Source organism: Achromobacter pulmonis, assembly GCF_021733725.1.
Lineage (GTDB): Bacteria > Pseudomonadota > Gammaproteobacteria > Burkholderiales > Burkholderiaceae_B > Achromobacter > Achromobacter pulmonis.
The window spans coordinates 1722452-1742780 of record NZ_JAIFOT010000001.1 but is presented as its reverse complement, the minus strand read 5'-3'; the positions used below and the strand labels follow the sequence as shown (position 1 = coordinate 1742780).

Annotated in this window: 18 protein-coding genes; 4 read left to right on the top strand and 14 right to left on the bottom strand. The window is 69.4% G+C overall.

What is annotated here, in order from left to right; genetic code table 11:
• Positions 1-66: 66 nt before the first annotated feature.
• The 3 genes from K2W61_RS08040 (at position 67) to K2W61_RS08030 (ending at position 2819) form a co-directional block, all read left to right on the top strand.
• Positions 67-819 (top strand): iron-containing redox enzyme family protein, encoded by a 753-nt coding sequence (locus K2W61_RS08040; protein WP_175134297.1) that lies wholly within the window; start codon positions 67-69, stop codon positions 817-819.
• A gap of 130 nt (positions 820-949) precedes the next feature.
• The gene (locus K2W61_RS08035) at positions 950-2293 is read left to right on the top strand and encodes a 3-phosphoshikimate 1-carboxyvinyltransferase (RefSeq protein ID WP_236755388.1); all 1344 of its coding nucleotides are present in this window, start codon (positions 950-952) and stop codon (positions 2291-2293) included.
• Between the two features lie 70 nt (positions 2294-2363).
• Positions 2364-2819: a helix-turn-helix domain-containing protein gene (locus K2W61_RS08030; protein WP_236755387.1), complete on the top strand. Its 456-nt coding sequence runs from the start codon at positions 2364-2366 to the stop codon at positions 2817-2819.
• A gap of 54 nt (positions 2820-2873) precedes the next feature.
• Here K2W61_RS08030 and K2W61_RS08025 read toward each other — a convergent pair whose 3' ends face one another.
• The 5 genes from K2W61_RS08025 to K2W61_RS08005 are packed head-to-tail and all read right to left on the bottom strand — an operon-like array spanning position 2874 to position 8700.
• A complete protein-coding gene (locus tag K2W61_RS08025; RefSeq protein WP_175134295.1) occupies positions 2874-4037 on the bottom strand; it encodes an NAD(P)-dependent malic enzyme in 1164 nt (387 codons plus the stop codon).
• A 46-nt stretch (positions 4038-4083) separates the two neighbouring features.
• Positions 4084-5418: an ATP-grasp domain-containing protein gene (locus tag K2W61_RS08020; RefSeq protein ID WP_175134294.1), complete on the bottom strand. Its 1335-nt coding sequence runs from the start codon at positions 5416-5418 to the stop codon at positions 4084-4086.
• 2 nt (positions 5419-5420) lie between these two features.
• Complete coding sequence (locus K2W61_RS08015; protein ID WP_236755386.1) at positions 5421-6512, bottom strand: N-acetyltransferase DgcN family protein; 1092 nt, start codon at positions 6510-6512, stop codon at positions 5421-5423.
• Positions 6513-6546: 34 nt separating this feature from the next.
• A complete protein-coding gene (locus tag K2W61_RS08010; protein ID WP_236755385.1) occupies positions 6547-7788 on the bottom strand; it encodes an ATP-grasp domain-containing protein in 1242 nt (413 codons plus the stop codon).
• Positions 7789-7815: 27 nt separating this feature from the next.
• Positions 7816-8700: a phytanoyl-CoA dioxygenase family protein gene (locus tag K2W61_RS08005; protein WP_175134291.1), complete on the bottom strand. Its 885-nt coding sequence runs from the start codon at positions 8698-8700 to the stop codon at positions 7816-7818.
• Between the two features lie 235 nt (positions 8701-8935).
• On the opposite strand from K2W61_RS08005, the gene K2W61_RS08000 reads away from it, so the two are divergent.
• Complete coding sequence (locus tag K2W61_RS08000; RefSeq protein WP_236755384.1) at positions 8936-10000, top strand: YwqG family protein; 1065 nt, start codon at positions 8936-8938, stop codon at positions 9998-10000.
• 57 nt (positions 10001-10057) lie between these two features.
• On the opposite strand, the gene K2W61_RS07995 is transcribed toward K2W61_RS08000, so the two are convergent.
• The 9 genes from K2W61_RS07995 to K2W61_RS07955 form a co-directional block, all read right to left on the bottom strand.
• A complete protein-coding gene (locus tag K2W61_RS07995) occupies positions 10058-11701 on the bottom strand; it encodes an acyl-CoA synthetase (RefSeq protein ID WP_236755383.1) in 1644 nt (547 codons plus the stop codon).
• Between the two features lie 9 nt (positions 11702-11710).
• A complete protein-coding gene (locus K2W61_RS07990; RefSeq protein WP_236755382.1) occupies positions 11711-12775 on the bottom strand; it encodes a phosphotransferase family protein in 1065 nt (354 codons plus the stop codon).
• Positions 12772-13998, bottom strand: a complete 1227-nt coding sequence (locus K2W61_RS07985) for an acyl-CoA dehydrogenase family protein (RefSeq protein ID WP_236755381.1) — start codon at positions 13996-13998, stop codon at positions 12772-12774. The genes K2W61_RS07990 and K2W61_RS07985 overlap by 4 nt, the downstream gene beginning before the upstream one ends.
• Before the next feature lie 28 nt (positions 13999-14026).
• Entirely contained in the window at positions 14027-14788 is a 762-nt protein-coding gene (locus tag K2W61_RS07980) for an SDR family NAD(P)-dependent oxidoreductase (RefSeq protein ID WP_175134286.1), read from the bottom strand.
• Between the two features lie 33 nt (positions 14789-14821).
• Entirely contained in the window at positions 14822-16954 is a 2133-nt protein-coding gene (locus tag K2W61_RS07975) for an acetate--CoA ligase family protein (RefSeq protein WP_236755380.1), read from the bottom strand.
• Positions 16955-16992: 38 nt separating this feature from the next.
• Positions 16993-17964: a tripartite tricarboxylate transporter substrate binding protein gene (locus K2W61_RS07970; RefSeq protein ID WP_175134284.1), complete on the bottom strand. Its 972-nt coding sequence runs from the start codon at positions 17962-17964 to the stop codon at positions 16993-16995.
• Positions 17965-18026: 62 nt separating this feature from the next.
• Positions 18027-18368: a Zn-ribbon domain-containing OB-fold protein gene (locus K2W61_RS07965; protein WP_175134283.1), complete on the bottom strand. Its 342-nt coding sequence runs from the start codon at positions 18366-18368 to the stop codon at positions 18027-18029.
• Entirely contained in the window at positions 18365-19513 is a 1149-nt protein-coding gene (locus tag K2W61_RS07960) for a thiolase family protein (protein ID WP_175141828.1), read from the bottom strand. The genes K2W61_RS07965 and K2W61_RS07960 overlap by 4 nt, the downstream gene beginning before the upstream one ends.
• Positions 19506-20276, bottom strand: coding sequence for an IclR family transcriptional regulator (locus tag K2W61_RS07955; protein ID WP_175141829.1), 771 nt, complete (start codon positions 20274-20276; stop codon positions 19506-19508). Before K2W61_RS07955 ends, K2W61_RS07960 begins: the two co-directional genes overlap by 8 nt.
• Positions 20277-20329: the final 53 nt, after the last annotated feature.

The window sequence follows — 20329 nt, the reverse complement described above, 5'->3', positions numbered from 1 at the left end:
TCCGCCGGTCTATGTGAATAAGCCTTGCACCGCCAAGGTGCATCTACAGTCACCACGGAGCCACACATGAACCGAGTGCGCCATTCCGGCATACAGCATCCCACCCCCTACTTCAACGAAGCCGAAGGCCTCAAGCGCAAGGCCAAGATCGACCGCTATCTGGACAAGAAGATGGAGGAATGGCGGCAGACCATTCCGTACGCGTCCCACATGAAGGACAAGAACATCAACATGGCGTATTACCGCCGCACCCTGATCGAGCACATCTGGCGCATCCGCCTGTCGCGGGTCAGCCAGTCCAAGGCGATCTACAAGATCGCCCAGATCTCACCCTCGGCGGCGCAGGACTATGCCCACTACCAGGCCGACGAGATGCTGCACGACAAGCTGTATATCCACGACTGCGAGGCGGCGGGGGTGACGATGGACGAGGTGCTCAAGACCGAGCCTTACCTGTCGACGCGGCTGTTCGAGGGCTTTTTCTACTACACGCTGGAACACGAGCATCCGATGGCCCCGGTGGTGTCGAACTATCTGGTCGAATACACCCAGGCCAAGCTGCAGCCCGACATCGTCAAGAACCTGCGCACCACGCTGGGCCATGACATGGTCAAGGGCCAGGAAGCCCATCTGACGGTCGATACGCGCGACGACCATTCGATGGAGATGTGGAAGATCCTGAACCAGCTGATTCTCAGCGAAGACGACTACAACGCCGTCTTCAAGTACATCGACGACGTCCAGGCCATCCTGGCGATGTTCTTCCGCGAAATCTACGAGGACACGGTGCAGCGGCCGGCCGAAAAGGCGGCCGCCTGATAAGGCGCCTGGCCGGGCCCCGAGCGGCGCGCCCCGGCAGGCGCGGCCGCGGGGCCGGCGGCGTCGGCCCGCGCGCGCGGGGCGCTGTTCCCGCGGGGGCCTGTCAGCCTTCAACTTACGTGGAGAAAGCATGTATCTACGCGTCGAACCGATCAAGGAACTGGGCACCCGGATGAACGTTCCGGCGTCCAAGCCCGAAACGCAACGCGCCATCCTCGCCGCCACGCTGGCGGACGGCACGTCCATCATCCGCAACGATCTGCGCTGCACCGAGACCGAGACCATGAAGATCGCCTGTGGCCAACTCGGCGCGAAGATCGAAGAGGCCGCCGAGGCGCTGTTCATCACAGGCACCGGCGGCCGCTTCGCGTCGAGCATCGAGGTCATCGACGCCAAGGGATCCGGCCTGGTGTTCCGCACCATGATGGCGCTGAGCTGCATGAAGGCGACCCCCACCATCCTGACCGGCGACGCGACCCTGCGCCGCCGGGTGATGCAACCGCTACTGGATGGCCTGCGCCACCTGGGGGCGAACTTCGCCTGCCTGGGCGATGAGGGCAAGGCGCCGGTGATCAACTGGGGCGCGTCGCTGAGCGGCAAGCACTGCCGGCTGGCGGGCGACATCAGCTCGCAGTTCATCACCGCGATTCTGATGGCGGCGCCGCTGACGCGGCAAGGCATCAGCCTGGAGGTGACGCCGCCAGTGCTGTCGCAGTCCTACCTGGCGCAGACGGTGGAAACGCTGCGCTGTTGCGGCATCGATGCGCAGGTCAACCCCGAGTACACGCGCTACCACGTCGCGCCGGGGGTGTACCAGCCGTTCGAGACCCGCATCAATGCCGACTACACCTCGCTGTCGTACTTGCTGATGGCGTGTACGCTGTTTCCGGGCCGCTACCGGATCGGCGGCATCGAAGAAGAGACGCTGCAGGGCGAAAAGCTGTTCGCCGACATCGTCGAGGCGCTGGGGGTGCGGCTGCGCTACGACGATGGCATGCTGCACGTTGACAGCACCAGTGCGCGCCTGGAGGGCAACTACACCTTCGACGTGCGCAACGGCCCCAATGTGATTCCCACGCTGGTGGCCTTGAGTCTGTTCGTGCGCGGCACGTTCACGGTGACCGGAGGATCGGTCACGCGGTTTCACAAGTCGTCGCGGGTGGAGTCGATGATCGGCGAGGTGCGCAAGCTGGGTGCCGACATCGAAATGCTGCGGCATGTCGATGGCCACATCGACGGCTTCGTGACGCGCGGACGGCCACGCTATGCCGGCGGCGTGACGCTCAGCAGCCGTGGCGACCATCGCAATTTCATGTCGCTGTTCGTCGCGTCGCTGCGCTGCGAGGAGGCCTGCCACCTCGACGGCTACGCCGATGTGATCTGTTCCTTTCCTGATTTCATCGACCAGTTCCGCGGCCTGGGCGTGTCCTGCGCCACGGCCCGGCAGTATTACCTGGAAGCGGCCGATGAGTAGCACGTCGCCGGCGCCGCCCTGGCGCCCGCGATTCGAACGCAACTTCGTTAAGGCGATGTGGGAGGTATACGTGGCCAGACAAATCAAGCTCTACACGAATGCGACACATGAAAACGCGCCGGCCGAACCGGCCGAGGCCGGCGATGCACGTGAAGACGCGGAAGGCCGGACCGCTGCGCCGGGCCATGGGTCCGGCGCGCATGAGGCGGATGCCGAACCCGCCTTCATTCCCCTGTCGTCGCGCCAGCACGAGATCCTCCAATACATCATCGAAGGGCATCAGAACAAGACCATCGCCGATCTGCTTGGCATCGAGCTGGTGACGGTCAAGATGCATGTCGGCATGCTGTTCAAGAAGCTCGGCGTGACCAATCGCACCATGGCGGCGGTACGCGGCGTCGAGTTGCTGAGCGATGCCGGTTCGCGTCACCATGGCCGCCGCCATCGCGGCGCCCCGGCGCGGGCCTGCGCGGCGGATTACGCCCTGCCGGCGCGGGTGCGGGCCGCGCTGCTGGATCGTTCATGATGCCGCGCACGGGCCGGGCCGGCGGTGCGAGCGAGCCCGGCGGTGGGCCGAGGGTCACGCGGCGGCGGCCACCGCGGCCGCCACCGACGGCATCACCAGTTCGTCGAAGATGTCGGGAATGATGCGGCCGGCGTCCAGCTCGGCGGCGTCGACCAATCCGGCCAGGGCGTAGACCGCCGCGCACTTCATCGCATCGGTGAAACGCGGCGCGCCGCTGTCCAGGATGCCCTTGAACAGTCCCGGATACGCCAGGCCGCCGTCGATCTGGTTGGGCAGGTCGCTGCGGCCGGTGGCGACGATGGCGGCCAGGCCGGCCACTTCGCTGGGCAGGATCTCGGGGGTGGGGTTGGCCAGCGCGAACAGGATCGGGTCGCGCGCCATGCGCGCCACGTCCGCCACCGTGATGACGCCGGGGCCGGAGACGCCCAGGAATACGTCGGCGCCGGCCATGACTTCGCCCAGGCTGCCGCTTTCCTGCAGCGGGTTGGTATGCGCGGCGAACCAGGCCTTGGCCGGGTTCAGGTCGGTGCGCTTGCGGTGGATGGCGCCGGCGCGGTCGCAGGCGATCAGCCGCTGCACGCCCAGGGCCAGGAAGATCTTGGCGCAGCCGGTGCCGGCGGCGCCCGCGCCCACCATCACCACCTTGATCTGGTCCAGCCGCTTGCCGACGCGTTTGAGGGCGTTGATCAGCGCCGCGCCGGCCGAAATCGCGGTGGCATGCTGGTCGTCGTGCAGCACGGGAATCTGCAATTCGCGGTGCAGCGCGTCTTCGATCTCGAAGCAGCGCGGCGCCGAGATGTCTTCCAGCATGATGGCGCCGAAGCCCGGCGCGATGCGCCGCACCGTGTCGATGATCTCGCCACTGTGCTTGGTGTCCAGGCAGATCGGGATCGCGTTGATGCCGGCGAAGCGCTTGAACACCAGCGCCTTGCCCTCCATGACCGGCAGAGCGGCCTTGGGGCCGACGTCGCCGATGCCGGAAACCGCCGTGCCGTCGGTGACAATGGCCACGGTGTTCTGGCGCATGGTGTAACGCGCCAGCAGCGCGGGGTCGCGCTGGATCGCGGCGGCCACGTAGGCAAAGCCCGGCGTGTAGGCACGCGCCAGGTCTTCGCGCGACTCGATGGCGACGCGGCCGCGGATTTCCAGCTTGCCGCCCAGGTGGACATCGAAGGCGGGATGGGTCAGGTCCTGCGGCGCCAGCAGTGCTTCGGTCATGGATCGTGCCTCTGCGAGGGTGGGAGGGTGCGATGGCGCTTGCGGGTCACACGCCCTGGGCGGCCTGGTAGGTGATGCGGAAGTTCTCGTCCGATTCGCGGTCGATGGATTCAACGGCGTCCGCCAGCGCGGCGCGGTCGACCTGCCACAGCGCGTCCATGACGCAGATGGCGCGGTCGGAGTCCTCCAGCCGCGTGCCGGGTTTGACATGGAATTCCAGCAGGTCCGGCGAATGCCCGCTGGTGTCGTAGTCGATGGAATCCACAGTGGCCCCCTTCTTGCCGTACTTGCTGATGAAAACGACCGCGCGGCGGTCGTCGTCGCGGTCCAGGCGATCGAGCTGCGCCACGGCGTCGGCCTGCGCATGGAAGGCGGCGATGTCGTCCGGCGCGCGCGCCAGCAGCGTCCGCAGCCACAGGTCGAGGATGGATGCGCCGGTGGCGCGCGTGGTGCTGGCGTTGATCAGGCTGCCGCCCATGCGTGGGTTGATCTCGATGATTTCCCAGCGCCGCCGAGCCTGCCAGTACTTCATTTCGACGTGGTAGGCGCCCTCGCCCAGCCCCATGCGCGTCAGGCATTCGGCCACGAAGCGTTCGCCTTCGCGCAGCGTGTCCACCGGCAGCGAGAGCGGCGGCGATATCGACATGCTTTCCAGGGTGGTGCGCGGCAGGCGTTCGACCCGCGCCTTTTCATGCACGCAGAGAACGCGCGGCCGGCCTGCCGCCGCCACGATCTCGTAGCTGAACTCCGGGCCTTCGATGTATTCCTCGGCGAAGAAGTCATAGCGGCCCATGAAGATCGCCGCCAGCTTGCCGTCCTTGAGCATCTGCGCCTGCATCGCCGGCACGTCGGTCAAGTCGTCGCGGTTTTCCAGGATGAAGCAGCCGAACGAGGCCGCGCCGCGCACCGGCTTGATGAACCATTTGCGCTGCGGATCCAGGCCGGCGGCATCGGCGCCGCTGCCGGCCGGGATCAGGCGGCAGGTGGCGGCGCTCAGGCCCTGCATCAGCAGGAACTCGCGGCAGCGATGCTTGTGCAGCGCCCGTTCCAGCGCCACGCGCGGCACGTCGGGCGCGCCGAAAGCGTGGTTCAGGTCCGCCATGAACAGGCGGTAGCCTTCGAAGGTGGCAATGGCGGCCAGGAAGCGGTAGCCGCGCTGCGCCAGTTGCGCCACGCCCGCGCGCACGTCGGCGTCGGACAGCTCGGGGCCTGCGCCCACCACCCAGGCGTCCAGCAGCGGCTGGTTGCGCTCCAGCACCGCCATGTCCGCCGGCCGCGAGCTGATGGCGACCAGCGCGATGCCGCGCGCGGCCAGCCGCTCATGCAGCTCGGCGGTGAAGGAATTGCCCTGGTGCATCAGGAGCAGCACGGCTTCCTTCATGGTCAGGCCTCGGCCAGCTGTTCGCGCTGCTGCAAGCTGCGCTGATAGGCCTGCAGCGCATCGACCAGGATGCCGGCGCCTTCGCGGCACGGATCCACCACCGGCAGGCCGGTTTCGTCCTCAAGCTGCTTGACCTGCGCGCGGTAGTCGGCGTCGCTGAAACCGGCGCTGTTGACGCTGATGGCCACCACCTTGGCGGGGCGTTCGAACACGGTCAGTTGCTCGTTCAGGCGGATCAGTTCGGGGATGGGCCGCAGCGGCGTGTTCCAGACCTTGGTGCGTTCCAGCCCGAGGCGGTGGCAGAACACCAGCGCATGCGGCAGGCCGCCGTGCAGCAGGGCCAGGGCGATGCCGCTGGCGCCGATGTGGTTGAGCGACCCCTGCCCTTCCAGCACCACCCAGTCGTTGCCCTCGGCCGCGTCCAGCACCGCTTTTTCGGCTGCGCCGGCGACGAAGTCGCTGGGGATGCAGTCCACCACGATGCCGGTGCCCGAGATCATCATGCCGCTTTGGCCGGTGGCGGCGAAGCCCGTGGCGATGCCGCGGCGCGTGGCTTCGCGGGTGATTTCCAGGGCGGTGGTCTTCTTGCCGATGTTGGAATCACTGCCACAGGTATGCGCCACGAAGCACGACAGTTCCAGCACGCGCGCCTTGTTCAGTTCCAGCGGCACCGGTTCCTTGGTTTCCCAGATGGTGATGCCGGTCTGGTCGGCGGCGCGCGCCAGGTCGGGATCGGAGCGCAGCCGGAAGTGGATGCAGTTGATGATGTGCAGGCCGTTGAGCATGGCGGTCTTGATGGGCGCCTTCCACTCCGGCGGCAACTGCGCCGAATGCAGGCCCTTGCCGATCACCAGCACCTCGGGCTTGAGCGCCAGCGCGCTTTCGATGTCCTTGACGATGGGGATGTCGCCGCCCCAGCCGATCACGTCCTGTACCCGCTTGCCCGCCTGCGTGCTGTCGATAACGGCCAGGCAGTTTTCCGGGCGATAGCGCAGGAACGAGGCGGCGACCTTGCTGGTGAACAGTCCGAAGCAGCCTTCGGCGAACACCACGCAAGGCTTGGCAAGCAGTTCAGCATGAGAAAGCGTGTCCATTCAAATCTCCCAAAGGTGGTTGCCGGAGCGGCGCTCAGGCGGGCAGGGTCTTCAGTACGTAGCGCTGCTTGATGGCGTCCAGGGCGGCCAGCACCTGGCTTTCGTCTTCCCCTTCGACCAGGAAGCGGCCGCCTTGCATGTGCGTGTAGCCGCCGCCGGTGTCCTTCAGGTATTGCTCGGGCGCCGGGATCAGCTCGCGATACACGCCGGGCACGACGCCGACCAGCGAGTTGGCCGATACCACCTTGCGCGGCAGCGGGCGGGGCCGCGGAAAGGTGATCCAGCCGGCCGCCTTCGGCGCGGCGGCCGCGCGTGGGCGCGCGGGCTGGCCCAGCATCACCTCGACCCACAGTTGGAACAGGTTGACGCCGTAGGCGCGGTGGATGGTGTAGGGCACGTCGGCGCCCGGCACGCGCGCGCCCACCTCCAGGAATACCAGTTCGCCGTCGCGGTGGAACAGTTCCAGGTGGAAGGCCGAGCCGCGCAGTTCCAGCGCGTTCAGGCAGGCCAGCGCGAAGGCCTTGCAATCCGTGGCCAGCGGCGTGTCGTGCTGGATTACCGAGCCCAGTGGCTGGCCGCCGGTCTCGAAGCCCAGGCAGGACGAGATGTAGCGGCTGACGCAGAGGAAGGGGCAATCGCCCGCCTGGTCGATGACGCCGTCGACGTGCAGGATGTCGCCGTCGATGAACTCCTCGACTTCGTGGCCGGCCGGGTCCGTGGCACGCAGGAAGGCGGCCAGTTCATCCGGCGAGTCGATCCGCCGCACGCCTTTGCTGGAGGCGCCACGCACCGGCTTGATGATCAGCGGAAAGCCCAGTTCGCGGGCCTGTTCGGTGAGCTGGGCGGCGTCCGTACAGGCGTGCCAACGTGGCACGCGCAGGCCGGCGGTGTGCAGGATGCGCTTCATGATGGTCTTGTCGCGGAAGCGGTCAGCCTGTTCGGGCGTATGGCCGGCGATGCCGAGCCGCGCGCGGATCGCCGCCGCCGTGTCCAGCAGGTATTCGGAACCGGCGAACACGTGCGTGATGGGGCCATGGCGGGCCGCCAGGCGCGCCGCGTGCGAGGCCGCTTCGGCGGCGTTGCCGATGTCGTCCGCCACCCGCACGCGCGCGCCATCGACCGAGGCCGGCAGTCCGATCGTGCCTTCCGCGTCGCACAGGTACGAGACATCGCAGTGCGGCGGGATGATCTCGTCATAGCGGCACAGCTCGTGGTCCCACTTCGGGCCGCCGCGATGCTGCGGCCAGCGGTTGAGCACCAGGATATGCGGTTTCACGCCAGTCTCCTTGGACGCTGACGCGCATCAGGCGTGGGTGGCGTAGCCGCTGGCGCGGGTGTGCAGTTCTTCCTTGAGCAGGTGCTCGCCCTGCTGCAGCGCGTACAGCGAGTTGAACGCCTTGGCCGCGATCGGCAGCGGGTAGCGCCCGCCTTCCAGCGTCACCTCGGCGCGGTGGCGGCCGCGCAGCAGATAGACGTCGGGTTCGTTGTGCGCGGCGTGCGGGCCGAAGTAGATCGGCAGCGCGTCGGCGGCGCGATAGGCCGGGATGAAGACGCGGCGGTACTGGTCGGAATGGTTGGCGTCGGAGCGGTGCAGCACTTTGCAGTGCAGGAACACGACCGTGCCGGCCTTGCCGGCGGCCACCACTTCCTGGCAGCCCGACGGCAGGTTGGCGGGGCTGACCTTGCCGCGAAAGGCGCCGTCTTCGGTGTGATCGTAGACGTTGGCCTTGTGCGAACCGGCCAGCAGCCGCAGACAGCCGTTGTCCTCGGTGGCGTCGTCCAGGTAGGTCAGGCAGGCCACCAGCTTGGAATTGGTGTGCGGGTAGTACGAGAAGTCCTGGTGCCATTCCACTGGCGAGCCGATGCGTGGCCCCTTCATGTTGAGCTTGCTGTGGTGGAACACGATGTCGGGCCCGATCAGCGATTCCAGGCGGTCGAGCAGGCGCGCGTCTTCCTGGATGCGGCGGAAGGCCTCGTGCTTTTTCGAGGGCTGCCAGATGCGGCGGATGATGCGCGCATCGCCGGGTTCGAGTTCGGCGATCTGGCGCAGGTCGGGCGCGCCGGCGATGACCGTGTCGATGGCGGTCCGCATCGAGGCGACCGCGTCACGGTCGAACAATTCGTGGACGATGAGGAATCCGTCTTTCTCGAAGGCCGCGGCTTCTTCACTGGACAGGTGATGGGACATGGGGCAGCTCCTGATGCGGATCACGGGCATCGCGGCAGGCAATGCCCTTCCATGTGCCCATGATATCGACGGCTTTTGCGCGTCAATAGATAGACGTAGGTAGGTATGGGTGGCCGATGATGCGCCGGCCGGGAGGGGCGAAGGGGCATGTCATGCCGCCGTCCTAGAATGGGGCTGTTGAACGGCATGCCCGTTGCCCGCGCCGCGGCGCGGCCCACCCAAGGAGGATTCGCCGATGATGGATATCACCCCGCTCCCTTCGGATCTGGACGCCCTGCGCCGATCGCTGGACGACATTGATCTGCCGGCCGATGTAGTTGCGCGTTTGCTGGCGCAGGCACGTCCCGCGCTGGTGCTGGCGACCGCCGCCGCCGACGAGGCGGCGATTCCGTTGGGCGCCAGCAAGATCGGCGGGCGCCCCGACCTGCCGCCCGGCATGGCCTGGCCGACGCGGCCCGCCTATCCGGATGCGGCCGAGCGCGCGGCGGGGCATCGAAGGGAGGCCGACCGCCTGCTGGCGGAGTCGAAGAAGCAAGGGTCGTGGATGACGCCGGCGCAAGGCGAGCGCTTCAGCGCCGATGCCCGCGCCCGGGCGGATGCGGTGGAGACGACCTTCCCGTTGACGTTCCTGGGACAGTTCGACCTGGTCACGCTGTCGCGCGAACCGGGATTCGACGCCGCATTGCCGCGCGAGGGCCGGCTGCTGGTGTTCTACGATTTCCTGGAGCAGGCCGAGAGTTTCACCCCCGCCGCCTCGGTGGGCTGGCGGGTGCTGTGGGACACCACGCCGGCGGCGGCGCTGCAACGGGCGCCGGTGCCGCGGGCGTTGGCCTCGCTGTCGGATGACGAGTGGACCTGCGTGTTCCGAGCGGCCCCGGTCTCGGCGCGCACGGTGCTGACGCCGATCGGCGTCGATGACGCAGGCTGGGATGCATTTGCGTTCGACGATGAGGATAGCTACGAAAGCTACCAGGATTGGCGCTCGCGGTTCGGCACGCCGGACATGGACGGCCGCGACAACCATCAGCTTGGCGGCTATCCGCAATCGTTGCAGAACGGCATGCAGGCGACCTGCCAACTGGTGTCGCACGGCCTGGATTGCGGCGGCCATGCGGCCTGGAAGAGCCAGGCGGCGCAGGCCTTGCTGCCCGGCGCGCACGAATGGCGGCTGGTGCTGCAGATCGGCGCGGACCCGCATGCCGGCATTCCGCAGCCCGGCGCCTACTATGTCCTGATGCGCGAACAGGATATCGCGGCGCGCCGGTTCGATCTGGCGCGTGTCATGTATCAATGCGACTAGCGCGTTGTGCCCGCGCCGTTACGGGGCCAGGCGGGCTGGGCCGCCGGGCCCCGTGCCTCATGCGGGAGGCTCGCCGCGCCCCAATGCCGCCGCCTGCTCGCGCAGCACGAATTTCTGGATCTTGCCGGTCGAGGTCTTGGGCAGGGCGCCGAACACCACGGTGCGCGGCGTCTTGAAGCGCGCCAGGTGTTCGCGGCAGTAGGCGATCAGGTCGTCGGCGCTGCGCGACGCGCCCTCTTTCAGCGTGACGAAGGCGCATGGGGTTTCGCCCCATACCGCGTCGGGCCGCGCCACCACGGCGGCTTCCAGCACGTCGGGGTGGCGGTACAGCACGCTTTCGATTTCCACGGTCGAGATGTTTTCGCCGCCCGAGATGATGATGTCCTTGGCGCGGTCCTTGATCTCGATGTAGCCGTCGGGATGCACCACGGCCAGGTCGCCGGAATGGAACCAGCCGCCGGCGAAGGCGTCGGCGGTGGCGTCGGGGTTGTGCAGGTAGCCCTTCATCAGCGTATTGCCGCGCAGCATGATCTCGCCCAGCGTGGCGCCGTCGGCCGGCACCGGTTGCAGGTCGGCGTCCATCACTTGCACCGCTTCGACGTTGAGCTTGCGCACGCCGATGCGCGCCTTGAGCGCGGCGCGCTCGGCCAGCGGCAGGCCGTCCCATTCCTCGTGCCAGGCGCAGCTGATCGACGGGCCATAGGTTTCGGTCAAGCCGTACAGGTGCGTGACGCCCACGCCCAGCTGTTCCATCGCTTCGATGATGGCGGCGGGCGGCGCGGCGCCGCCGGTCATGGCCTGCACGCGATGGGTGGCGCGATGGCGGACGTCGGCCGGGGCGTTGACCAGCATGTTCAGCACCACGGGGGCGGCGCAGAAGAAGCCGACCTGGTGGCGGCGGATGGCCTCGAAGATGGCCGCCGGCTCCACGCGCCGCAGGCAGACGTTGGTGCCGGCCAGCGCCGCCATGGTCCACGGGAAGCACCAGCCGTTGCAGTGGAACATGGGCAGGGTCCACAGGTAGACCGCGTGCGGCGGCATGCCGCAGGCCAGCACGTTGCCGCTGGCGTTCAGGTAGGCGCCGCGATGGTGATAGAGCACGCCTTTGGGGTTGCCGGTGGTGCCCGAGGTGTAGTTCAGGCAGAGGTTGTCCCATTCGTCCCGCGGCCCTTCCCAGGGCGCGTCGGGCGGTTGCGCGGCGAGCCAGGCTTCGTATTGCGCATCGCCTAGGTCGCCGTGGGGGCAGGCGTACTCGCTGTCCTCGATGCGCACGGTGCGCGGCGGGGTCGGCAGGTGGGCCAGCACCTCGCGCACCAGGGGCGCGTATTCGCTGTCGTACAGCAGCACGGTGGCGCCGCCGTGTTGCAGGATGAATGCCAGGGTGCGCGCGTCCAGCCGGGTGTTGAGCGCGTTCAGCACCGCGCCGGCCATCGGCACGCCAAAATGCGCTTCGTACAGGGCCGGCGTGTTCGGCGCCAGCACCGCCACCACCTCGCCTCGGCGCACGCCCCAGGCGGTGAGCGCCGCGGCCATCTGCCGGCAGCGCGCGTAGGTCGCGCGCCAGCTTTGGCTACGGTCGCCGTGCAGCAGCGCGGCGCGCTCCGGGTAGACGGCCGCGGCCCATTGCAGAAAGCCCAGCGGTGTCAGCGGCTGGTGATTGGCGGCGTTGCGCGGCAGCGCGTCGGGGGGCGATGCGGTCATGATGCGCTCCTATCGGCCGGCGGCGGCCAGGCGTGCGGATTCCCGTTGCGCGGCCTGCCAGCCCAGCGCCGCCAGCGGCGCGACGCGCGCGCCCATTTCCAGCGCGTCAGTGGCGGCGGCGTTGCCGGCGCGGGCGCGGGCATACACGCCCTGCAGGATCGCGGCGATGCGAAAGAAGCTGTAGGCCAGGTAGAAATCCCAGTTGGCTGGCGGCGTGATGCCGCGCGTGTCGCAATAGGCGTGCACGAACGCGGCTTCGTCGGGAATGCCCAGCGCCGCCAGGTCCAGGCCGGCGATGCCGCGCCACAGGGCCGGCGGGATGCGCCAGCACATGCAGTGATAGGCCAGGTCCGCCAGGGGGTGACCCAGCGTGGACAACTCCCAGTCCAGCAGCGCGATGGCGCGCGGTGCGTCGGGCGCGAACACCAGGTTGTCGATGCGGTAGTCGCCGTGCACCAGGCGGGTCTGGTCGTCATGCGGCAGGTGTTGCGGCAACCAGTCGATCAGCGCGTCCATGGCGGCGATGGCGGTGGTCTCGGTGTCGCGGTACTGGCGGGTCCAGCGCGCTACCTGCCGCGCGAAGTAGTCGCCGGCCTTGCCGTAGTCCGCCAGGCCGACGGTGGCCGGTTCCACCGCATGCAGCGCGGCCAGCACGCGGCCGGTTTCGGCGTACAACGCGGCGCGTTCGGCGGGCGCCAGGCCGGGTAGCGCGGGGTCCATGAAGACCCGGCCGCGGGCGTAGCCCATCAGGTAGAACGGCGTGCCGATGATGGCCGGATCGGCGCAGTAGTGCAGCATGGCCGGCACGGGCACGGCGGTGCCGGCCAGCGCGGCCATGACGCGGTATTCGCGGTCGATGGCGTGGGCGGACGGCAGCAGCGTGCCGGGCGGCTGCTTGCGCAGCACGCGCGCGCCGCTGGCGTCTTGCAGCAGGTAGGTCGGGTTGGACTGGCCGCCCGTCAGCGCCCGCGCGCGCAGGCCGTCGGCGCTGCCCAGGCCTTGGGCCGACAGGTAGGCGGCCAGCGCGGGCAGCCATTCAGGGGCGGCGTTCGGCGCATGGTCGGGCGCGTTCATACCAGCGCCTTGCGCGGGGCGTCCGCGTCGTCCCAATGCCAGAACGCGTCGCCCTGGTCCATCAGGTAGCGCGCCAACACCATCTTGTGCACTTCGGAGGCGCCATCCACCAGCCGCGCCTGGCGCGCGTAACGGTAGATCCATTCCAGCGGTGTGTCCTTGGAATAGCCGCGTGCGCCGTTCAGCTGCAAGGCAGTGTCGACCACCTTGTGCAGGGTTTCCGACACCACGATCTTGGCCATGGAGATTTCCTTGCGCGCGAAGTCGCCCTGGTCCAGCCGCGCGGCGGCGCGCATGGTGAGCAGGCGGCCGATCTCGATCTGCATGGCGGCGTCGCCCAGCAGCCACTGCACGCCCTCGCGGTCGGCCAGCTTCTGGCCGAAGCTGCTGCGTTCGCCGACATAGTCCACCGCCACCGCCATGGCGCGCCGCGCCAGGCCCAGCCAGCGCATGCAGTGCGTCAGGCGCGCCGGGCCCAGGCGGATCTGCGTCAGCTTGAGGCCGTCGCCCACGTCCATCAGGCGGTTCTCGTCGGGGATCTCCAGGCCGTCGAATTCCAGTTCGCAATGGCCGCCGTGTTCTTCGGGGCCCATGATGGGAATGCGGCGCACGATGCGCCAGCCGGGCTGGCCGGCGTCGAACAGAAAGGCCGACAGGCCCTTGCGCGTATCGTCCGAGGTGCGCGCGATCAGGATGAAGTGTTGCGCCGCGCCGGCGCCGGTGATGAACCACTTGCGGCCATGGATCAGCCATTTGTCGCCCTGGCGGGTGGCGGTGGTGCGCATCATCGATGGGTCCGAGCCGCTGCCCGGATTGGGTTCGGTCATAACGAAGGACGAGCGCACCTTGCCGTCGATGATGGGTTGCAGCCAGCGGTCCTGCTGGTCGGGCCGCGCCACCTGCGCCAGCACGCGCATGTTGCCGTCGTCGGGGGCGGCGGCGTTGAAGGCGGCCGGGCCGAAGATGGAACGGTTCATTTCTTCGTAGCAGGCGGCCAGGCCCACCATCGGCAGGCCCTGGCCGCCGCGCTGGCGCGGCATCTGCAAGGCCCACAGGCCGGCCTCGCGGGCCTTGGCGCGCACGCGGTCCAGCAGGGCTTCGTCGATGTTCTCGTGGGCGTCGTAGTTGGCGCGGTCGGCTTCCAGCGGAATCAGCTCGCGGTCGACGAAGGCGCGCACGCGCTGGCGGTAGTCTTCCAGTTCAGGGGGCAGCGAAAAATCCATGGCGGGGTCTCCGGATGGGGATGCAGGTTCAGAGCGAGCTGGCCAGGTGGCCGCCGTCCACGTCGATGACGGCGCCCGTCATGTAGGCCGAGGCGTCGGAGGCCAGCAGCAGCAAGGGGCCGTCCAGGTCTTGCGGCGTGCCCAGGCGGCGCTGCGGGATGCGTTTGACCAGGGCCTCGCCGGCGGGCGTGGCGAAGAAATCGCGATTGAGGTCGGTGCCGATGTAGCCGGGCGCCAGCGCGTTCACGCGGATGCCATGGCGCGCCCATTCCAGCGCCAGCGCGCGGGTCAGGTGCAGCAGGCCGGCCTTGGCGGCGGTGTAGGCGGCCACGTGCGAGGCCACGCGCTGGCCCAGGATCGAGGCGATGTTGATGATGGCGCCGGGCCGGCCGTGGCCGTGGAAGTGGCGCGCGGCGCATTGGGCCACGCGCCACGCGCCGTTCAGGTTGACGTCGATCAGGCCGGTCCATTCGTCCTCGCTGATCTCCAGCGCCGGGCGCGTCATGGCGATGCCGGCGTTGTTGACGACGATGTCCACCGGGCCCAGCGCCTGCTGCGCCTGCGCGAACGCGGCCTGCACGCTGTCGGGATGGGTGACGTCCATGCCCGCGACGCAGGCCTGGCCGCCACCGGCGCGGATCTCCTGCGCCAGCGCCTCGCCCAATTCGGTCCTGCGGCCGCACAAGGCCACGCGCGCGCCGGCCTCGGCCAGCCGCAGCGCGAAATGGCGGCCCAGGCCGCTGTAGGCGCCGGTGACCAGCGCGGTCTTGGACTTCAGGTCTTCAAACATCGGTGCGTCTCCTTTGTTTGCATACGGGCGGCATCAGGCCGCCTCGCGCGCGTTGGCGGGATGCAGTTCCACCAGCGCATCCACCGCCACCGCGCCTTGCCCCTCGGCGCCGACCATCACCGGGTTGATGTCGATCGACGCCAGCCGCGGACCGGCCGCCCGCGCGTATTCGCCCAACGCCACGGCCTGCCGCGCCAGCGCCTCGACGTCGGCTGGCGGATCGCCCCGTACCCCTTGCAGCAGCGCGCCGATGCGCAGGCCGCGCAGTTTCTCGACCACCTGCGCGGCATCGAACGGCGGCATCAGCACCGCCACGTCGCGCAGCGCCTCGACGTACTTGCCGCCGCTGCCGATCATGACAACCGGCCCCAGCACCGGATCGACGCGCGCGCCCAAGGCGCATTCGTGCAGGCCGCGGTGCATCCGCGCCACCAGCCAGGCGCCGTCGCGAACACCCAGCTTACCCAAGGTTTGGGCCTGATGGGAAAACGCCGCGCGCAGCGACGCGTCGTCGTCCAGGCCCAGCGCCACCAGTCCGTGCTCGGATTTGTGTGGCAATTGCGCCGAGCAGGCCTTCAAGGCCACCGGCGCGCCAATCCGGCGCCACGCGGCCACGGCCTCGTCGGCCGTGTGGCAGACGGCATGTTCGATCACCGCCAGCCCGTTGCCGGCCAGCAGCGCAAGACTGGCCGCTTCGGACAGGAAGCCGCCGGCCGCCTCCGGCGCCGGATCGGCCGCCACGACGCCGTGCGATGCGGGGGCCCCGCCGTCGCGCTCGCGCAAGCGGCGCAGCCGCAACAGCGCCAACAGCGCATCCATCGCCTGGATCTCGTCGGCGTACACCGGCAGGCCGTGCGCGCGGAAGGTGGCCGCTACGTTGTCCTGCCAGGCCACCACCGCCACCGGCTTGGACGCCGCCCGCGCAAAATTGGCCGCATCCGTTGCGAACGAAGCGACGTCGTAGCCGCGCCCCGCCACCGGGATGTCCAGCAGGAACATGTCGGCCGCCGGGTCGCTGCCGATCACCGGCAGCACCTGGCCAAACAGGCCGTTGTTCGACAGCAGCGCGGCGGTGATGTCCACCGGGTTCACCGTGGTGGCATAGCCGGGCAGCCGGTCGGCCAGCGCCTGCTGGGTGGCATCGGCCAGCGGCGCGATCTCCAGGCCACGCTCGGCGGCGGCGTCCGAGGCCAACACGCAGCTGGCGCCGGAGTTGCTGACCACCACCACGCGCGGCCCTTGCGGCAAGGGGGCGCGCAGGGCCAATTCGGCGTAGCGCACCAGTTCCTGCGGATCGCGCGCCCGCAGGATGCCGTGGTGTTCGAAGAAGGCGTCGACGGCGCGGTCTTCGTTGGCCAGCGCGCCGGTATGCGAGGCGGCCGCGCGGGCGCCGGCCTCGGAGCGGCCCGACTTCACCACGATCAGCGGCACGCCGCGCGCTCGCGCCAGCGCCGCCGCGTCGGCCAGCGGCCCGGCTTCGCGCAGCGATTCCAGGTACAGCAACACGCAGCCGACTTGCGGATCGCGCAGGGTCGCGCAGGCCAGCTCGGCCACCGACACGTCGGCCTCGTTGCCGGTGGCGTGCACATGGCGCACGCCGATGCCGCGCTGGCGCAGCAGGCCGTAGACCATGGCGCACATGCCGCCGCTCTGGCTGATGACCGCTACCGGCCCGTCGCCCGGCGCCACTTCCAGGAACATGGTGGAAAAGCTGGCGATGGCGCCGTTGCCGAAGTTGGCCAACCCTTGCGAGTTGGGGCCGACGATGCGCATGCCGGCGGCGCGGGCGCGCGCGGTCATCGCATCCTGCAGGGCGCGGCCGGCCTCGCCGGTTTCCGAGAAGCCGGCCGAGATGACGATGGCCGCCGCCACGCCCAGCGCGGCGCAGTCATCCACCGCCCGCACCGCCTGCTCGCCCGCCACCGCCACGATCGCCAGGTCCGGCGCCACCGGCAGCGCGGCCAGGCTGGGCCAGGCGCGCTCGCCCTGCACTTCGGCGCGTTGCGGGTTGATCGGGTACAGCGTGCCCGCATAGCCGTGGCGCCGCATGTAGTGGATGGGCCGGCCGCCGATCTTGTCCGGATTGTCGGAGGCGCCGACGATCGCGATCGAGGCCGGATCGAGCAGGCGCGCGAGGCCGGCGTCGCCGGCGGGTACAGAAGCCATGGAACTCCCCTGGATAGGATGAAGGCGGGCGCGCCGGGTCAGTTGACCGTGGCGCCGGAAGTCTTGACCACGCCGGCCCATTTCTTGACCTCGCTATCGAGGAAGCGCGCCGTGTCGGCGGGTGTCTTCCATTGCGAGGCAAAGCCCTGGGCCGCGAATTTCTGCTGGATGTCGGGGCGGCCCAGTACGTTCTGCAAGGCGCTGCTCAGGCGTTGCACCACCGCGGCCGGCGTGCCGGCCGGCGCCAGCAGCCCGTTCCAGGCGGTGGCTTCGTAGCCGGGCAGCCCGGCCTCGGCCACGGTGGGCACATCGGGCGCGGCCGGCGAGCGGCTGGCGCCGGTCACGGCCAGCGCCTTGAGCTTGCCGCCCTTGACGTAGGGCATCGACGACAGCATGGTGTCGAACATGACATCGGCCTGGCCGCCCATGACGTCGGTCAGCGCCGGCGCGCTGCCGCGATATGGCACGTGCACCATGCGCACGCCGGCCATGGCGTCGAACAGTTCCGCCGCCAGGTGCGTGGACTGGCCATTGCCCGATGAGGCGAAGGTCAGTTTGCCCGGCGTCGATTTGGCCAGCGCGATCAACTCGCCCACGTTGGCGGCCGGCAAGTCCGGCCGCGCCACGATCACCAGCGGGCCGGCGGTCAGCAGCGACACCGGCGCGAAGCTTTTGCGGGTGTCGTAGTTCAGGTTCTTGAACAGCGACATGTTGATGGCGTGGGCCGTCGTCGCCAGCAGCAGCGTATAGCCGTCGGGCGTGGCCTTGGCCACCATGTCGGCGCCGATGTTGCCGCCGGCGCCGGAACGGTTGTCGACGATGATGGTCTGCTTCAGTTCTTCGCCCAGGCCCTGCGCGACCACGCGGGCCACGATATCGGTGGGGCCGCCCGGCGGGTACGGCACCACCAGGGTGATGGGTTTGGCGGGCCAGTCCTGGGCGGCCGAGGCGGCGGCTGCCACCAGGGAAAGCGCGGCCAGGGCCGTGCGGCATGCTGCGATTGCGCGCATGATTGTCTCCTCCGTCGTGCGGATAGGTTGTTCTGCTTTGGGATGGTGTTGCCGGCGGCGCTTCAAGGCGGCCGGCGCGCCTCGAAACCGAGCAGTGCGCGGCCGTCGATCGTGATCGCGCGGCCCTGGACCTGTTGGCCGATGGCGATGCCGGCGTCGGCATGGCCCATCAGCACCGCGCCCTCTTGCAGGCGCACCAGCACCAGCACATACGGCACGTGCGCGCGCCAGAAGGCGTCGGGCGCGCGGTGGATCTCGGTGCGCGCCAGCACTTGGCCAACGCCGCCGCTGCGTTGCCATGCCAGGTTGGCGCCGCCGCAATGGGCGCAGGCGTAGGGGCGCAGGGCCCACCAGGCGCCGCAGTCTTCGCAGCGCTGCAGGTCGAGTGGGTCATGTGGCGTCATCGTGCGGTCTCCGCTTGCAGCACCAGGCTGACGTGGGCGGACAGCACGCCGCCGTCCGCATGCACCAGCGCGCAGCGCGGCGCGCCGCGCTGCCGCGCGCCCGCCTGTCCCGCCAGTTGCGTCCAGGCCTCGGCCACGTGCGCCATGCCGCCCGCCACGCCGGAATGCCCGAACGACAGCAGGCCTCCGTGCGTATTCAGCGGCAGCGGCCCGGCCGCATCGAAGTGGCCGCGGCGCGCGCGTCCGCCCGCGCCGCCGCGCGGCGCGAAGCCCAGTTCTTCCAGCAGCATGGCCAGCGTGATGGTGAAGGAATCGTAGATGCCCAGGTAGTCGACCTGGGCCTGGCCGATGCCGGCGTCGGCATAGGCCAACTTGAGCGCGCGCGCCGCGCCGGTGTCGAGGATGTCGCGCAGCGCCGACAGGTGCTGGTGGCGGTGCGCCTGCCCGGCGCCGCTGATGCGCACCGGCCCTTCGTCGGCGCCGACCACCAGCGCCACCGCGCCGTCCGAGATCGGGCAGCAGTCCAGCAGGTGCAGCGGCGTGGCAATGGGCCGCGAGGCCAGCACCTGGTCCACACTGATGGCTTCGTTCAAATGCGCATGCGGGTGGCTGGCGGCGTGGCGCCGCATCAGCGCGGCGAATTCGGCCAGGTCTTCGCGCCGGGTGCCGGTCTGGTGCATGTAGGCGCTGGCCAGCAGCGCGTAGTAGGCCGGCACCGACGCGCCGTTGGGCACTTCGGTGTCGGCTTCGCCGACCTGCGCCAGCGTCTGGATCGAGGCATCGACGGCCTGCCCGGTCAGGCGGTTCTCGCCGGCCACCACCAGCACCCGGTGGCAGCGGCCGGCCCGCACCAGTTCGCGCGCCAGCATCGCCATGGCCGCGCCGGTGGCGCCGCCCATCTGCATGCCGTGGGCGTAGTGCGGGTCCAGGCCCAGCTTTTCGCTGAGCAGCGTGGCCAGCATCAGGTGCGGGAAGGTGGTGGCGTAGCCGCACAGCACGCCGTCGATATCGGCGCGCCGCAGGCCGGCCTGCGCCAGCGCGGCGTTGGCGGCCTCGGCCATCAGGTCCAGGGCCGAGCGGCCTTCGTGGCGGCCGAAGCGCGTGGTGGCCGCGGCCAGCAGGTAGGCGTGCTGAATATCAGGCATGGGGCATCCAGGCGCGTTCGATGGCGCGGGCTTCGGCGGCCAGCGCCTGGGCCAGTTCCTGTTCGCGCGATTCAACGCGCTCGCTCAATGCCGCCACGCTGAGCGCGGCGATGGCGCGGCCGCTGGGGCCGCGCACGGCCACGCCCAGGCCGCCCATCTTTTCCACCACCACGTCCAGCAGCATGGCATGGCCGAGCTTGCGGGCGCGCGCCGTCATCTGTTCCAGCAGGCGCTCGGAATAGCGCGGGTAGCGTTCCTGCAACCGCTGGCGCACCGGCGGCAGCACCGCCTGTGTTTCGTTCTCGTCCATGGCGGCCAGCAGCGCCAGGCTGCCGGCGCCGATGCCGAGCGGTCGGCGGCTGCCGACCTCCAGGTAGTTGGCGCGGATCGGATAGTCGCCGAAGCACAGGTCCAGGCAGACGGACTCCCAGCCGGTGGGTATCGACAGGATCACCGTGTCGCCGAACTTGCGCGCCAGGCGGATCAGCGCCGGCCGCGCCAGGGCGCGCAGATCGAGGCCGTCGACCATGGCGTGATGCATGGCGTAGACCTGCGGACCGAGCATGTAATGCTTGCTGACCGGGTCTCGCTCCACGAAATCCTCGGCCTCCAGGTCTTTCAGGATACGCAGCGCCGTGGACACGTCCAGCTGCGCCGCGTGGGCGATGTCGGTCAGGCGCTGGACGCGCCGGTTCGACAGGCTGGCGAGAACGCGGCAGACCTTTTTCGTCGCAGAAACAAGGCTTGTATCCGGTGAAGACATGGCAGCGGCAGGACCCGATGGCTGAACATGGTCACAAGATAGGCAGGGCCGCG